This is a genomic window from Paenibacillus sp. FSL R7-0340, from assembly GCF_038002205.1.
In the GTDB taxonomy this organism is placed as follows: Bacteria; Bacillota; Bacilli; order Paenibacillales; family Paenibacillaceae; genus Paenibacillus; species Paenibacillus polymyxa_B.
In genome coordinates, this window is the sequence record NZ_JBBOBY010000001.1 from 3261435 (window position 1) to 3276689 (window position 15255).

Annotated in this window: 9 protein-coding genes and 1 pseudogene; 2 read left to right on the forward strand and 8 right to left on the reverse strand. The window is 42.1% G+C overall.

Annotation, left to right across the window (positions count from 1 at the left end):
- Positions 1 to 104 precede the first annotated feature (104 nt).
- Positions 105 to 2177 carry a beta-galactosidase gene (locus MKX59_RS14665; protein ID WP_340858499.1) on the forward strand — a complete coding sequence of 691 codons (2073 nt, stop codon included), beginning with the start codon at positions 105 to 107 and terminating at the stop codon, positions 2175 to 2177.
- A gap of 1270 nt (positions 2178 to 3447) precedes the next feature.
- Here the strand turns inward: MKX59_RS14665 and MKX59_RS14670 are convergent.
- On the reverse strand, positions 3448 to 3756 hold the full coding sequence (locus MKX59_RS14670; RefSeq protein ID WP_053325484.1) for a hypothetical protein: 309 nt from the start codon (positions 3754 to 3756) through the stop codon (positions 3448 to 3450).
- A gap of 332 nt (positions 3757 to 4088) precedes the next feature.
- Entirely contained in the window at positions 4089 to 5003 is a 915-nt protein-coding gene (locus MKX59_RS14675) for an AraC family transcriptional regulator (RefSeq protein ID WP_340858500.1), read from the reverse strand.
- 498 nt (positions 5004 to 5501) lie between these two features.
- Here MKX59_RS14675 and MKX59_RS14680 point away from each other — a divergent pair.
- Positions 5502 to 6931 (forward strand): annotated as a pseudogene (locus MKX59_RS14680) (DHA2 family efflux MFS transporter permease subunit).
- Positions 6932 to 7249: 318 nt separating this feature from the next.
- Here the strand turns inward: MKX59_RS14680 and MKX59_RS14685 are convergent.
- The 6 genes from MKX59_RS14685 to MKX59_RS14710 form a co-directional block, all read right to left on the reverse strand.
- The gene (locus MKX59_RS14685; RefSeq protein ID WP_023988695.1) at positions 7250 to 8512 is read right to left on the reverse strand and encodes an acyl-CoA dehydrogenase family protein; all 1263 of its coding nucleotides are present in this window, start codon (positions 8510 to 8512) and stop codon (positions 7250 to 7252) included.
- Between the two features lie 280 nt (positions 8513 to 8792).
- The gene (locus MKX59_RS14690; RefSeq protein WP_023988693.1) at positions 8793 to 9053 is read right to left on the reverse strand and encodes a hypothetical protein; all 261 of its coding nucleotides are present in this window, start codon (positions 9051 to 9053) and stop codon (positions 8793 to 8795) included.
- A gap of 140 nt (positions 9054 to 9193) precedes the next feature.
- Positions 9194 to 10603 carry a DHA2 family efflux MFS transporter permease subunit gene (locus tag MKX59_RS14695; protein WP_081326325.1) on the reverse strand — a complete coding sequence of 470 codons (1410 nt, stop codon included), beginning with the start codon at positions 10601 to 10603 and terminating at the stop codon, positions 9194 to 9196.
- Between the two features lie 471 nt (positions 10604 to 11074).
- Positions 11075 to 11374 carry an FtsX-like permease family protein gene (locus tag MKX59_RS14700; protein ID WP_080751622.1) on the reverse strand — a complete coding sequence of 100 codons (300 nt, stop codon included), beginning with the start codon at positions 11372 to 11374 and terminating at the stop codon, positions 11075 to 11077.
- A gap of 509 nt (positions 11375 to 11883) precedes the next feature.
- A complete protein-coding gene (locus tag MKX59_RS14705; protein ID WP_340858501.1) occupies positions 11884 to 14541 on the reverse strand; it encodes an FtsX-like permease family protein in 2658 nt (885 codons plus the stop codon).
- Positions 14538 to 15224 carry an ABC transporter ATP-binding protein gene (locus MKX59_RS14710; RefSeq protein WP_028541247.1) on the reverse strand — a complete coding sequence of 229 codons (687 nt, stop codon included), beginning with the start codon at positions 15222 to 15224 and terminating at the stop codon, positions 14538 to 14540. Before MKX59_RS14710 ends, MKX59_RS14705 begins: the two co-directional genes overlap by 4 nt.
- Between the last annotated feature and the right edge of the window lie 31 nt (positions 15225 to 15255).

A 15255-nucleotide genomic window follows, 5' to 3' on the forward strand; every position in this document is an offset into this window, starting at 1 on the left:
TAAGTTCAAACGGATTCGTTTGATTCCAAGATCTAGCTGCATTTTTGCAGGTAGATGACCGATTTTGTCCATAATTCACCATTACACGAGGAGAGATAGACGCTATGAAGAACACGCAAGTATTCCCACCCGTCAGCGACAAGCTTCCCGTCATGATGCACGGCGCCGATTACAATCCAGATCAATGGCTTCGTTATCCGGAGGTGCTCGAAGAAGATATCCGTCTGATGAAGCTTTCCGGCTGCAACGTCATGTCGATCGGCATATTCGCATGGGCCGCGCTCGAACCGACGGAAGGCACGTTTACCTTCGATTGGCTGGACCAGATGCTCGAGCGCTTCGAAGCGAACGGTATTTATGCTTGGCTGGCGACGCCGAGCGGCGCACGCCCGGCTTGGATGTCGGAGAAGTATCCTGAGGTTCGGCGGGTCGAAGCGAATCGCATCCGCAACCTGCACGGCATGCGTCACAATCACTGCTATACATCACCGGTTTACCGCGAGAAGACTTCCATCATCAACCGGAAGCTGGCGGAGCGTTACGGCGACCATCCGGCGGTCGTAGGATGGCATATTTCCAACGAATTCGGCGGCGATTGTCATTGCGACTATTGCCAAGACGCCTTCCGGGAGTGGTTGAAAAATAAATACGGCACGCTTGAGGCGTTAAACCATGCGTGGTGGTCGACGTTCTGGGCGCATACGTACCTCGATTGGGGGCAGATCGAATCCCCTGCTCCGCACGGCGAATCCGCAGTACACGGCCTGAATCTCGACTGGCGCCGCTTCGTGACGGACCAAACGATCGATTTCTGCCGGTACGAGATCGAAGCAATACGGAAAGCAGGGTCAGCGTTGCCGGTCACCACAAACATGCATATGTTCGAGGGTTTGGACTACCGTAAATTCGGAGATTTGCTCGACATCATTTCGTGGGACGCTTACCCGACGTGGCATGAGCATCAAGACGACGCCAAACTGGGAGCATTCGTCGCGTTCTATCACGACCTGTTTCGTTCTATCAAGGGGCGGCCATTTCTGCTGATGGAAAGCACGCCGAGCCTGACCAACTGGCAGCCGGTCAGCAAGCTAAAGCAGCCGGGCATGCACAAACTGTCCTCGTTGCAAGCCGTGGCACACGGCTCGGATTCCGTCCAATATTTCCAATGGCGCAAAAGCCGCGGCTCCAGCGAGAAATTCCACGGCGCGGTTGTGGACCATGTCGGTCACGAGCATACGCGCGTCTTCCGCGATGTCACGGAGCTTAGCCAGACGCTGGCGGGATTGGTCGAGGTTGTTGGGACTTCGACGCCCGCGCAAGCGGCAATCCTGTTCGATTGGGATAACCGTTGGGCAATCAAGGATGCACAAGGGCCGCGCAACACGGGTCTCCATTACGAAGAGACTGCGTATGCTCAGCACCGCGCGCTGTGGTCGCACGGCGTGCCAACTGACGTCATTGGCTCCGAGGACGACTTCGCGCCGTACAAGCTGATCGTCGCGCCCATGCTATATTTGTGCCGGGAGGAAACCGGAAAGAAGCTAGAACTTTTCGTCGAGAACGGAGGGACGCTGGTCGCGACGTACTGGTCCGGCATCGTCGACGAACATGATCTTTGCCACCTTAGGGGTTTCCCAGGACCGCTACGCAACACGCTTGGCATATGGGCGGAGGAGATCGAGGGCTTGTACGACGATGATCGCAACGGCGTCGTATTGGCGACAGACAATCCGCTCGGACTGGCTGGAACATTTGAATCGCATGAACTTTGCGAGCTGATCCATACGGAGGGTGCGGAAGTGCTTGGCGTCTACACGGACAGTTTCTATGCAGGCCGTCCCGCGCTGACGGTGAATCGACTGGGCAAAGGGCGCGCCTATTACATGGCGACCCGGCTCAAGGACGATTTCCTGAACGCTTTCTATGACCTATTGGCTAAAGAGGCCGGCCTGGAGCGGGTAATCGATGCAAAGCTGCCTCATGGAGTTACGGCACAATCGCGGACGAACGGAACGGCAGACTTCGTGTTTATCCAGAATTTCGGAGGTACGCCGCAGCAAGTCAAATTGGACGGGCGGTCCTACACGGATATGGAAACCGGCGAAGCGGCGGGTGATGCCGTTGAGCTCGGTGTAAACGGCATTCGCTTGTTGAAACGACAAGCGAAATCCTGGTAATAAGGGGAGGCAACTAGTATGACGCAAATGATCAAGGTAAAGAACATCGACAGGTGGAATCTATCCTTTCACCATTAGGCTCGGCGTACAGATCCGGCAGGTCGACGCATCGGCATTACGAACTATTATGTGGAAATGGATGGCAAATGTGCCTTATTAGTAAAGATGATGACTGCATAGGGTAAAAGAATACAATCTAAAGCATTTCAAATAGTAAAAATTTGGTTCTCCGATCAGCCCCTGCAGGAAGATGCTTTACCTTAAAACCCGAACATTAAAAAGATGGCCAACATATTGGCTACAGCTATATAATGACAATAGGTAAGGCAGGAAGTTTTATTACAAGATTTCCATCAGGCTCTTGACCCACTACAACTTCTAGAGCTATCGACATGATCAGGTGTTAACGTTGTGGCGGGGAGGAAATTTTGAGCCACGATTATGCGAGTTCATCAGCATGGATCAGGCACTAAAAGGGGGAAAACAAACAAGCGACCGGACGTCCCCGTGGTGGATGCGTAGGCAATCCATTTCGCTTCGAATTGACCGGAGGCGGGGCGCATGATTCCATCTATGGATGCGAAATGCTTAAAGCCATGAACTGACTATAAAACAGTCTAGCCAACCGGGCTTACGATACGAATGCAATCCGGGCCTTTTTTGGAAGAACAACAGGCCATCCCTATGATTCTGGGTAAGAAAAACCGCCGAGTACCATCGAAATATGAATATGATCGGGATATCTACAAAGAACGTCACTTGGTAGAATAGTAGTTTTCTAATAAATCGGTTGATATTCGTCTTTTTCCGTTCCTATGCCTATCACAAAAAGTTATCCGGCGCAGTTATTTACGTACTGCGCCTATTGGTTTTAAAGAAGTTTGGAAAAAATGAACAAGTGGAACAGAATGATGGTAACGCTGGAGGTTACCGTCTAAGAAGCTCCTCCAACCAGAGTTCCAACCGAAATACTTGTCAGGAGTCTGCTGCTGACTGAGGAACTTCATCAACATTTACAATGCCCATTACTGTTAAAAGTCTGTCATCTCAGCCTAAACTATGATAATTCTTCAGGTGATGTAACTCCTGTTGACGATATCAGTTTTGTATTGCCCAAGGGGGAGATACTTGATAATATCGGCAAGTCTGGAAGTGGTAAAAGTGTTACTTCATTGGCTTGCTAAACTTGCTGGGATGCGTTTCTCTATATACATATTCACAAAACTCGTATTTTGTACATATGTATATAAATCGGTTTTACCCCTTGTTTTTAAGGTTTTTGCCGTTCTTGTTGATTGATACAAATCTCCCCTCGTTTTTGACACCAAAGCAAGGCAATCGTTGTAGATAGAATACTGAATAAAGTTACCTTTCCTGTACCAAATCTATGCAATAATCTACTTGCAAATAAACTGGATACAACAGTACAAAACGAGACCGTTAACGATATATAACCTGCCATTTCTGTTGCGGCGCCGATATCAAATTTCATAATGGACCATGCACTGCCAAGTAAGGCATCTGGCAGTCCGAGACCTATAAATACGAGGTAAATAACTATAAGTAGTACCGTAACCATCTTCGTTCTCTCCTTAATTTGTGTGGAATCTTTAATTGTGCGTTTTCTGTGTCTTGCCGGAACAATATGTCCGGACCAGTTCGTATTCCTCTGTTAAGCCTCTATTTTATTCTTTCAAGAAAACTACAATATATTTGTTTGAACATTTCTTCCTCTTCATACTCAATTAATTTCAAAAGTCTGATAATTAGTAAATCCCTAAACCAACGATTCAAGATACGATCTTCTCCTTTTTAAACTTCTTATTTTATATTATCGCTACACTTAAATCGAAAAAGAATGAGTTGCCAAGAAAACAGGCTAATCACATATTTTTAGCAGAAAATTACATGCTATTCCTTCAACCCCTCCTCTCTTCGCTTAAACTGTTGTCTAAACTCCGACGGTGGGAGTCCAAACCGAAGTTTGAACACTTTGGAAAAGTGAGCAACGCTTTCGAACCCAGTAGTGAAACAGACATCGGTAGCAGACAGTGACGTCTCTAACAGTAACTTCTTAGCTTTATCCAACCTCCTATTGCGAATCCATTTCAACGGTGAGGTATGATATATTGCCTGAAACTCCCGTTTGAACGTTGACAGGCTTCTACCAGACAAATAAGCCAGATCATTGAGGGATACGGGATTTGTGAAATTTTCTTCCATAATCTTATCGATACTACTGTTCCTATCATGGTTAGATAGTTGCAACAGTTGATATTGAAAATGATCATTTGAGTCTACCAGGTGAAATAGAAGTTCCATTAACTTGATCCGAACGAGTGCATCTCTAACATCGTCTGGGTTGTCGAAATAGGGTTTTAAAGACTCAATGTAAGATAGAGTGAGGTCATTAACCTTAATAATGGATACAGGAACTTCACCGTTCACTGGATAAATCGGTTTTAAACCAGCGAATTGCACAAATTCCTCAACCAATTTCTCATTCAGGAAAAACATCATATAATCAAGCATGTATTCAGAACCGGGTTCCCCTGATTTCTCGTATTCAACCAGCATAGACTTGTTAATAAACACCATTTCATTGCTCCGGACGATATACTCTTGATCTCTAAAACGTACCGTGTAAATGCCCGATTTAACAAACAACAAAAGATGTTCCTTCAGGAAGCATGTTCCTATATCACCTTGTGTATGCAAATAAAATTTAATGACGGATAACCCGTTCTGCTTTAGACTTCCTTTTTTATCTGGTGCACACTCCAGCTCTTGCGGAGCTTTGATCAACTTGCTAGTTCTCATGGACATTAGGAATCCCCCTTTTTCTCCTACATCACCTTAAGGATAATTTCGTAATTAGTTAATAGAACTGGAATTGACTTCCATGAGATTTAGTTGGATTTCCATCCGTAAGGTCTTGCGTTCTAACTTTACCTATAAGATAACAGGAAACAGTAATAGATACTTTACTCCTAGGCTCAGATCATTTGTTCATTTAGCTCAAAATTTAATAAGAGCGCAATACCTCATGTCGTAATCCTAACTCTCTAAATATGTTAGCTGAGCTATAAATGCATTCAAATCAAGTTCTGTTCTTCTCGGATGTCATATCATAATCCTCCTTGGTATGTATTAAAAAGCTATTAATTTCATCGGAACCCTGCTGTTCATTTTGTATTGTGAGATCAATATTTCATCTTTTAAGAATTTCAGTATAATGATTATTTTTTTCGAAAACTTGCATGATTATCCTCAAATGTATATCTAGTCTACATTTGTAGACGATGTGAAAAGGGAGAATACTTAATGAGTACCGCCGGTGTCGTTATTTCAAGCAGCAAGATCGATTTATACAAAATCAAAAGAACTCCGATATTGGTAGCATTAGTTATAGGTGCTTTTATAGCAATTCTTAGTGAAACTTTGTTAAGCAATGCATTGCCTGAACTGATGCAGGAATTTGGAGTGACAGCTTCAACCATTCAATGGCTTACTACCGCTTATATGCTTGTCGTCGGCGTACTAGTTCCAGTACAGCGGTGATGCAGCAATGGATATCAACCAAGCAGTTATTTACAGCAGCAATGGTTACGTTTCTTGCTGGAACCTTGATTGCGGCATTTAGGTAGGATTGTACAGGCATTTGGTACGGGGCTTATGATGCCTCTGATGATGAATACGATATTGATTATCTTCCCGCCGGAAAAACGCGGTGCTGCAATGGGCCTGATGGGTCTAGTGATCATGTCTGCCCCAGCACTTGGACCTACGCTTTCAGGTGTTATTATCGATTCATTAAACTGGCGCTGGTTATTCTACATCCTCATTCCCTTGGCTATGATTTCTATTTTTGTAGGAGTGAAATACCTGACCAATGTTATGGAAATCACCAAGCCCAAGATTGATATTCTATCCATCATTTTATCTACACTCGGCTTTGGTGGCATTGTTTATAGTTTCAGTAAATCCGGTGATCTTGGATGGTCAAATCCGGAAGTTTACTGGACGCTAGTGTTGCTTGTTTGTCATTGGCGTGGTTTATCTTCAGACAACTAAGGATCAAAAATCCGATTCTTAATTTGCGCACCTTTAAGTACCCTATATTTGCCTTGATGGTTGTGCTGATGATCACCATGATGATGAGTATGTTCTCCACGATGGCACTACTGCCTATGTATTTGCAGGGAGTATTACTACTTACAGCCTTTAAATCAGGTATTATTATGCTTCCTGGTAGTATTATAAACAGTTTGATGGGACCTATTTCCGGAAAACTGTTTGATATTTTCGGGTCGCGGGTCGTCATTGTTCCATGAGTGGTCATCGTTGCATTTGCAATGTGGATGTTTACAGGAATTGATGCTTCGACTACCACAACGTATATTATCCTAATGCATTCTATATTCTTAGTGGGAGTATCCCTTGTGTTGATGCCAGTGTAAACCCCTGGACTGAACAGTTACCCAAAGAATTATATCCTCACTGTACGCCATTTGCTGCAAATGGCAGGGGCCTTAGGTACCGCTTTGCTTATCAGCAAAATGTTTTCGGCTCAAAGCAAGTGTTTGGCCGATTCTGCAGAGATAGTTGCTTTTTCGGTTGCATGCTTGTAAGGAGTCTATGCACTGGGACTCATACTTTCAGTAATATCCATTATAGTAGAACTCTTCATCATACGTTTTAGGAAGCAAAGTACAATTACTATTCAAGAGAAACTGCACCCCAGTTTCTCTTGAATAGTAATAATCACATAACTTAGTATCATAACCAATTTCACAATTTTGAGTTTAACTTAGTATTTTTTAAGCGCTTCAGAATTAATCTCGAAATTCATTTATTATTTTTGTGGTATATGTTTTAGGAACAGCAACGTCTTTCATTTTCTTTACCGTGTTGTGAAGTAAAGAATAATGGATTTAACTTTACCTTTATTCTAGGAACAATGTGACAATATTTTACCAGACAATATACAAATAAGAAGCTACTGATCTGGGAAATCAGTGGCTTCTTATTCATGTAATAGACTTATTCTGACTTAGCTTGTCGTTAGTTCCTTATACTAGCTCCTTTTTATGAGTATCTCTTATTACATGTGTACTGCTTAGCGTTACAATATGCTGTGGTTCCAGCCCTAGAAGCACTCTTCCGTACAGTTCCATGCAAGTAGAAGCTGTGGTAAACGCATGATTAGCCCCACCACGAATATCGCGGAATATTTGGGATAGTCGGTTCGAATCCAGTATTACACTTCCGCCGCTTTCGACCACTAACATTTCAACGGCTTCCCAACATAACATTGCCGCATATCCAATATCCGTTTGAACCCGCGCGAAGTTTTGTTGATCTAGGAGCTCACAGTTCTTTTCATAAGTCTCTAGAATTTCAACGGATCGATGGATATGAAGATGAGCAGATTCGATCTTCATGGCTGCCAGTCCTACCTTGTACTGGATATGTCCAATTTCTGCCTGGGATTTGTGGATTGTCATGGCTATTCCCTTATGGGGTGCCTTTTCAACAAAGTGTTCCAACGCTCCTCTTGCAAGTCCCAGAATTGTGCTAATTCCTGTTGTGAGACTGGTTATCAAAAATAAATAAGGTTTGAATCTGTCTTCGCCTTTTAGATGCTGCAGCATGCTTTCATCAACTTGCTCTGCATCCTCATAAGCGACAAACTCATCGGAAATAAAAACATCATTCATTTCCAAACTGTTACTTGCCGATCCTTTTAGGCTCATCGTGTGCCAATCATCAATAATTTTAATTTCATCCATGGGAACAACAGCAAGCTGCATTTTGGGATCTTGCTGCATTCCACTCGCATCCTTTAAATTTAACAATGCATGTGTTGCATGCTTAGACCCGGAACCAAAGGCCCAACGACCATACTCAACCAGATAACCTCCCTCAACTTTCCTCACCACTGTTTTGATGGCTTGAAGTACCGAGCAGAATCTCACTTCGTTGACTTGATTGAAGATTTTACTCACCACATTTGAGGGTAGTAGCTGGGATGCACTATAGTTATTTCCATTTAAATTTTGAATCACCCATCCAACAGAACCATTGCCTTTCGCAACTTCAGAGACAATTTCAATCATTGCCCTTATGCTAACTTCAAATCCACCATATTTCTTCGGTGTTCTGAGCTTAAAAAGTCCTGCACTTGAAAGCTTTTCGATAACTTCTTCCGGTATGTGCATGTTTTTATCAATTTCCGTACCATATTCCTTTAAGAATGGAACTAATTCCGTAGCATTCTGAAGAAGTTTTTGCTCTTCATTGGTAAGTGAAATTACTTTACTTAGGTTTGACATTCCAAACACTCTCCTCTTTACACGTATTAGATTTTAATATGGATCATGATATAAAAGACTCTTAAACTATTCTTATATCGATACAATTCAATTTCGGGTTATTCATCCTCGCGCTATATCTCATCATCATGTACCTCAATAAACTTCTAGTTATTTGGAAGACAGTACTTTAAAATAAAAAATATGACGACGAAGAGGATAATCTCGTTGCATTATTTTGATCATCCGTCCTTTAACCTCAACGATTTCAACAGAACCATCTTTGTGTTCCATGTAGAAATCAGGTGTATACACACGTTTTTTTATACTTCTTGCCACAGTGTTCCACAGCCTGCATGATCTCAAAGGTTTTATGAAGCTCTAGCTTATGAAGGTAACCTGCAATAATTAAAGGAACAACCCGCTTATTATAGAAGCGCTCCTCCGCTTGGCTATCAAATGTAAGACGTTGAGTAGGTAAAGGCTCCCGAGGCGGTTCTCGAATTTTCACATGAGGGTTCGATGTAAGGAATTCTATGAGATCGGCTTCAGACATATGCATAGACTCACCTCTTCTTCATTTGCGATGTTCACCCTCCAACAAATGAAATAGAAGAGCGAATAGATAATCGTAAATAATCTATTCGCTCTTACACCTTTTAATAAATCTGTGGTTGAATCAACAATGCTTCTTGAGAAGCATTATGACCAATCGGAGTCTCCTGACCACTTTTGGACTTTCACTCGTCTAACAAATACGCCAAGAACAAGGCCGGCAAGGGCAACAAACATCACGAAGAATAATGCGTTCTGCATACCAGCCGTCAAAGCCAATGTTGCATTAGCCGGGTTTGAAGGATCAGCAACATTGTTCATAAAGTCTCCTACTCCGCTTGTCATGACACTAACCGCCATAGCAATCCCGATCGCTCCTGCAATTTGCTGCAGCGTGTTCATAATAGCCGTACCATCCGGGTACATCTCAGCAGGTAGCTGATTCAGACCATTCGTCTGAGCAGGCATCCACACCATAATAATTCCAACCATCAGACAGGTATGCAAGACGACAATCAAAGCGATTGACGATGCAACCGTAATATCAGAATAGAACCATAGGGTGGCCGCAGTTAGAATTAGACCAGGAACTACCAAAAACTTAGGTCCGAATTTGTCAAAGAGCGACCCAACAACAGGAGAAAGCACAGCTGAAATGATGCTGCCTGGAAGAAGAGTCAATCCAGCTGTCAAAGCACTTAATTCAAGAACACGAATCAAAAACATAGGAAGAACAAACATCGCTGCAAGATCAACACTCATACAAATGAATACTAGCGCCGTACCGATGGCAAACATCGGGTTTTTAAGTGTTCTTACGTTCATAAGAGGTTCTTTCATGTTCAGTTGTCGAATGACAAATAGTATCAATGCAACAACACCGGCGATCAGAGATACAATGACTACAGGGTTACCCCAGCCATGATCTCCTTCTCCAGCAGTACTAATACCGTAAACCAATCCTCCAAAACCAATTGTCGACAAAACCAGAGAGTAAATATCAATACGTGGTTTAGTTATTGGTGCTACATTTTTTATAAATGTAACGCCTATCACCAAAGCAACCACCAGAGTCATTAACGATACCCAGAATATCCAGTGCCAGCTCAGATTATCAATCAATAGACCTGAGGTGGTTGGACCTAAAGCAGGTCCCGCTGTGAACACAAGAGTGACCAGCCCCATCGCTTTTCCGCGTTTCTCGGCTGGGAATATAATGAGAGCAGTATTAAACATCAAAGGAAAGAGCAGGGCTGCTCCAGCAGCTTGAAGTATCCTTCCTAATAGCAATATATCGAAACTTCCCGCCATAGCACCTATTGCTGACCCTACGATTGAAATAATGACTGATGTCAGGAAAAGTTGCCTCGTTGTAAACCACTGTATCAATAATCCTGAAAGGGGAACTAAAATTCCCAGTGTGAGTAAATAACCACTTGATAACCACTGGACCGTGGACTCCGTAATTGCAAACTGATTAATTAAATCGCTGATAGCGATATTAATTGCTGTTTCATTAAACGTACCTATGATACCTGCAAGCATTAATGCGAACATTATGGGTAAAACTTTAACATTTGGGACCTTTTGCTCTTCTGAAATAGTTCCTGATTGCAAAACCTTCACTCCTCTGTGTCTTTCTAATTTTCACTGCATAGCATAAACAAAGCATTACAGAATACCTTCACTTAGAAATAATGTTTACCAGAACCGCGATGACAGGTAGCGCATTGTGTTATGTGTATATGTAAACCTCCTCTTGCATACTTATCTCATTCTCTCTCCAAATCTGTAGAGGAGAACTTTCAACTTTTTGATAATAACACACGCATGTCAAGTCCCCCCTAAACCAAAGGAAAAGTCAACCCCCTTTTTTTTGAATCTCTAAAACAAAAAAAGCCGCGATCTATGCGACTTTCTAAGTGATAATCTATTTTATAGTTATCTACGTTTCCTTTCTCAAAGCCTCAACGATACTCGTTTGATTTAATCGATACATCGGCCAAGCTGTAGCAACGAGCGTTGTTGCTATGGCACCTGCACAAGCAAGAACAATGCTGCCCCTAGAATCGTCCAACCTACATCGACAGCACCTTTGAAGAGACGATGTATACCATAGCTCAATACTGTTCCGAGTATACTACCGTATACCGCAGCGTATAGGCCGTAAAATACGCCTTCCAACAGAATCATTTTCTTTACATTACGTTGTGTCATGCCGAGAGCTTTAAGAACTGCAAATTCTTTGGTACGCAGAATGACATTGTGCTGACGGTGTTCAGTATATTCAGGAATGCAATCAGGACAATGACACCAATAAATCCATATAAAAAGATCCTGGCGGTTGTCGCGTCGTTCTTGGCTTGAGCAAGTTGCTCCACTTTATCTGTTTAACTGTACCCCTTCTATAATTTTATTCTAATACACGTTATTAATGGGGAAACGTTCCTACAATTGATTTTCTTTGTCACCTCTCCGTTTACCCGTGTTTCCAAAGTATAAGCTACAAGATAGAAACTTTGCTTAGATAATTATCTAATCCGCAATGACAAAATGTTCTTGTCCCGCGACAAATGTCTACATCACTTTGGGCACACTATTTTACGTAATTACATATGAGAATATAGTTACATTATTTTTGGATCAATCTACTAGTAAGGATTTTATATCATTAGTTATATCAGATGTTAGCAGCTCATAGCCGTACCGTCCCCCGCTGAATCACTACTGAAATATTTAAAGAACGATTTAACAGGCACCCCATATGATTAAAGGGTGCCTGTTTTAAATTCATTATTTTTAGCTGGCTTTGTGTTACACTTTTTAACCAACCGATCCTAGTTCTCACTCCGGAGAGCATCTACGATACTAACTTTATTCAACCTGTACATCGGCCCAATCGTTGCGACGATCGTCGTAATCATCGAACCTGCGAAAGCGATGCCGATACTGTACCACGGGAACACCCAATCTGCATCCAAAGCACTCGCAAAGAGAACTTGTATTCCATAATTCAGCGTCGTCCCTAGGATAATTCCGATCACGGCGGCAAATAGTCCATAAAATACGCCTTCTAAAATAATCATTTTTCTCACTTCCTTCTGGGTCATGCCGATGGCCTTGAGGGTTGCAAATTCTTTCGTACGAAGAATTAGATTCGTACTTACTGTATTTACAATGTTCAAGAAAGCAATTAGAACAATGACACCGATAAAAGCGTAAAGCAAGATACTAAAAGTCTTTGCATCGTTTTTAGCTTGAGCGACCTCTGCCACTCGATCATGGTAGTTAAAACCAGCGTTTTTATCAGTTAATGATTTAAGATAGTCCGTTATAGGATGATTTGATATATCGGGATTAGCGAGGATAAATATTCTGGAATAAGTGTCGCTACCCATAATCTTGGAGTATACTTTCGGCGTCGTAATAAATGAAAGATCTTGACCTGTACTATATTTCTTCGATAACAAATCTTGATCGACAATTCCGACCACAGTCACGGTTTGATATTCATTATGATTTCCGTCAATTGTTCGGATTTTGATGTGATCTCCAACCTTAAATTGGGTTTGATCGAGAATTAGTCGTTTGCCTTCTTCTGTCATCATCATTATTTTTTGTAGGACGATAACGCCATTCTCTTGGTTCATTTTCTCTTTGTCAATCTTCCCGGCCGTGAGTTTGGATTGCAGAGCATCCAAGCCATTGTCTCCGTAGGACACAAGGAAATTATTATCTGTTCGATACCCTTCCCCTTCGGCAACGATGTATCGATCCTTATGAAATCCATAATATATGGGATTGATCTTATCCTTAGGGATGATTGCATCTACTTGATTACTGTAAAATTTGTAGGCTTGTTGAACAGCATCAAGCTTAGAAACATCCCGATACACAGTATCGTCTATTCGACTTGAAGGACCATCATAGGAAAGCGAATAAGAATACTGCGCACCCGAGAGCTGTGTTATTTGATGCATGAAATCAACCAAACCACTAAAGACAATAAATAAAATAATACTAATAATCATGGAAAAGGCTGTAATCCGGAAACGTTTCTTGTTCCGTTGCAAGTTTCTGCTGGCGAATTGCCCTACGACGCCAAACAGCTTTTTAACAAACAGAGACTTTTTGACCTTTGTGATATTTTCAACCTTCGAGCTTCCCGCATTTTTCAGCGCTTCAAGAGGATATACGCGAGCTGCTTGTTTTGCTGGTCCAATAGCGGAAAGGTATACGCTCAGCAAGCCCAATAAACCGGCAGAGATTAGAATCGGTAGGGAAATGACCATTCTCATATCATTTAAGAAACCTAACGTTAACAAGCTGATATTGTAAAACAATACCTTCATAAAAAGGGTTCCTGTGAGAATCCCGATGGGTATGCCGATCAAGCTTATCAGGGTTGCTTCTTGCATCACAATTTTGCGAATTTGGGCTGGTGTAGCTCCAATGCATCTTAACATACCGAATTGTGAGATCCGCTCCAGTACAGAAATATGAAAAATATTATAAATCATTGCAATCGTACAAATCATTATAATCGCAATGACAGCAGCGAAAGTTAGGATTAAGCTGTTATTCACACCTTCATAAATGCTTTTTCCATACAATTTAAGCAGTTCATTATTGTACTCAATTCTTACATTTTCAATAAAGTTATCCCTATCCAGTTGCATAGCGGAACCTTGTTCGACATTACTCAGCTGTAAAGAGGACCTCAAGGCTTCCGTCTTTTCTTTGATGTTCTTCAAAGATTTCATTTTGACGTAAATAAAGTAATTTTTGTAGTTATCGATACTCTTGTTATCATTGAAAGTAATTGCAGGAAAGATGTATCCGGAAGACCAATTCTCTTTGCTTGACGGCTTCATAAAGCCTACAACAGTATATTCTCTTTGGGATTGAGCTTGGAAGGCTTCGTCAAGATCCCAACCATAATCGCCAAGTCCGTTAATCTTTTTGTCTTCACCAGTTGACGCCACCTTCCGGATTCCAAGGTTTAGCGTAATTGTTTCGCCAAGCTTTGGTTTTTTTAAAAAATAACTCAGACTCGAAGATGAAAGGATAATTTCATTCGAATTTTCCGGGTACCTGCCCGAGTCTAGCTGTGACTGAAGCATGTTCATTGCATTCGCATTATATCCCTTGACATTCAAGTACCGGTAGGGTGCGGCAAACGGATCTTCCTTCTTTTCCTTCTCTTTTGTTTCCCTAAGGACAGCATATCCTTCTCTACTGATGACGCCGGCACTTTTTACGGCTGCATTGTTTTTGACTTTCGGGATTGCTTCTCCTGAAATACCATTGAAAGAGACGTGGTAATCTCCGAAGTCCTGCATGGTTTGTCTGACTGACTTATCCCAATAGCTCATCCCGATTGTTCCAATGGAAGTAAACAGTGTAACCGACAAGATTATACCTAAGATTGTAAGCATCGATCTTTTTTTCTGTCCCTTTAAATATTTTCCAGTAAGATCTGTGTAGCTTTTCAACTTTCACTCACCTCATTTGCCTGTAGAAGGACTCCGTCTTCGATTCTTACGACTCGATCTGCGATTTTAGCAATATTCAAATCGTGCGTGATCATGATTAACGTCTGATTATATTTTTTAACTGAAAACATAAGTAAGTCCATAATATCCCTGCTGTTTTTACTATCCAGATTTCCGGTAGGTTCATCCGCCAAGATAATTGACGGTTTATTAATTAACGCACGGCCAATCGCCGTTCTTTGCTGTTGTCCGCCTGACAATTCGGATGGAAGATGATGTCTCCGCTCGGTCAGACCTAATATACCCATTAATTCCTGAACATAATTTTCATCTACCCTTTTGTTCTCTAATAGCATCGGTAACTTGATATTTTCCTCTGTAGATAGGACCGGGATCAGATTGTATGATTGAAAAATAAATCCAATTTTCCGTCTTCGGAATACAGCGAGCTCCTCTTCACTTCTGGAGTAAAGATCCGTACCATCGATGATGACCTGTCCACTAGCCGGGCGGTCCACTCCACCTAGAAGATGCATTAAGGTACTTTTTCCTGATCCACTGGCTCCTACGATGGCAACAAATTCTCCATGTTGAACAGAGAAATTGACATTTTTTAAAGCTTCAACCTTTGCCTCTGCACTTCCATAGGTTTTACACAAATTAATAGTTTTTAGTATTTCCACCTGTTTACCTCCTGAGCTAATGTTTCACTTT

What these genes read in the sequence shown, in the direction of transcription:
- MKX59_RS14665 (WP_340858499.1), top strand. Translation starts at nt 105, where the DNA reads ATGAAGAACACGCAAGTATTCCCACCCGTCAGCGACAAGCTTCCCGTC.
- MKX59_RS14670 (WP_053325484.1), bottom strand. Translation starts at nt 3,756, where the DNA reads ATGGTTACGGTACTACTTATAGTTATTTACCTCGTATTTATAGGTCTC.
- MKX59_RS14675 (WP_340858500.1), bottom strand. Translation starts at nt 5,003, where the DNA reads ATGTCCATGAGAACTAGCAAGTTGATCAAAGCTCCGCAAGAGCTGGAG.
- MKX59_RS14685 (WP_023988695.1), bottom strand. Translation starts at nt 8,512, where the DNA reads ATGTCAAACCTAAGTAAAGTAATTTCACTTACCAATGAAGAGCAAAAA.
- MKX59_RS14690 (WP_023988693.1), bottom strand. Translation starts at nt 9,053, where the DNA reads ATGCATATGTCTGAAGCCGATCTCATAGAATTCCTTACATCGAACCCT.
- MKX59_RS14695 (WP_081326325.1), bottom strand. Translation starts at nt 10,603, where the DNA reads ATGTTCGCATTAATGCTTGCAGGTATCATAGGTACGTTTAATGAAACA.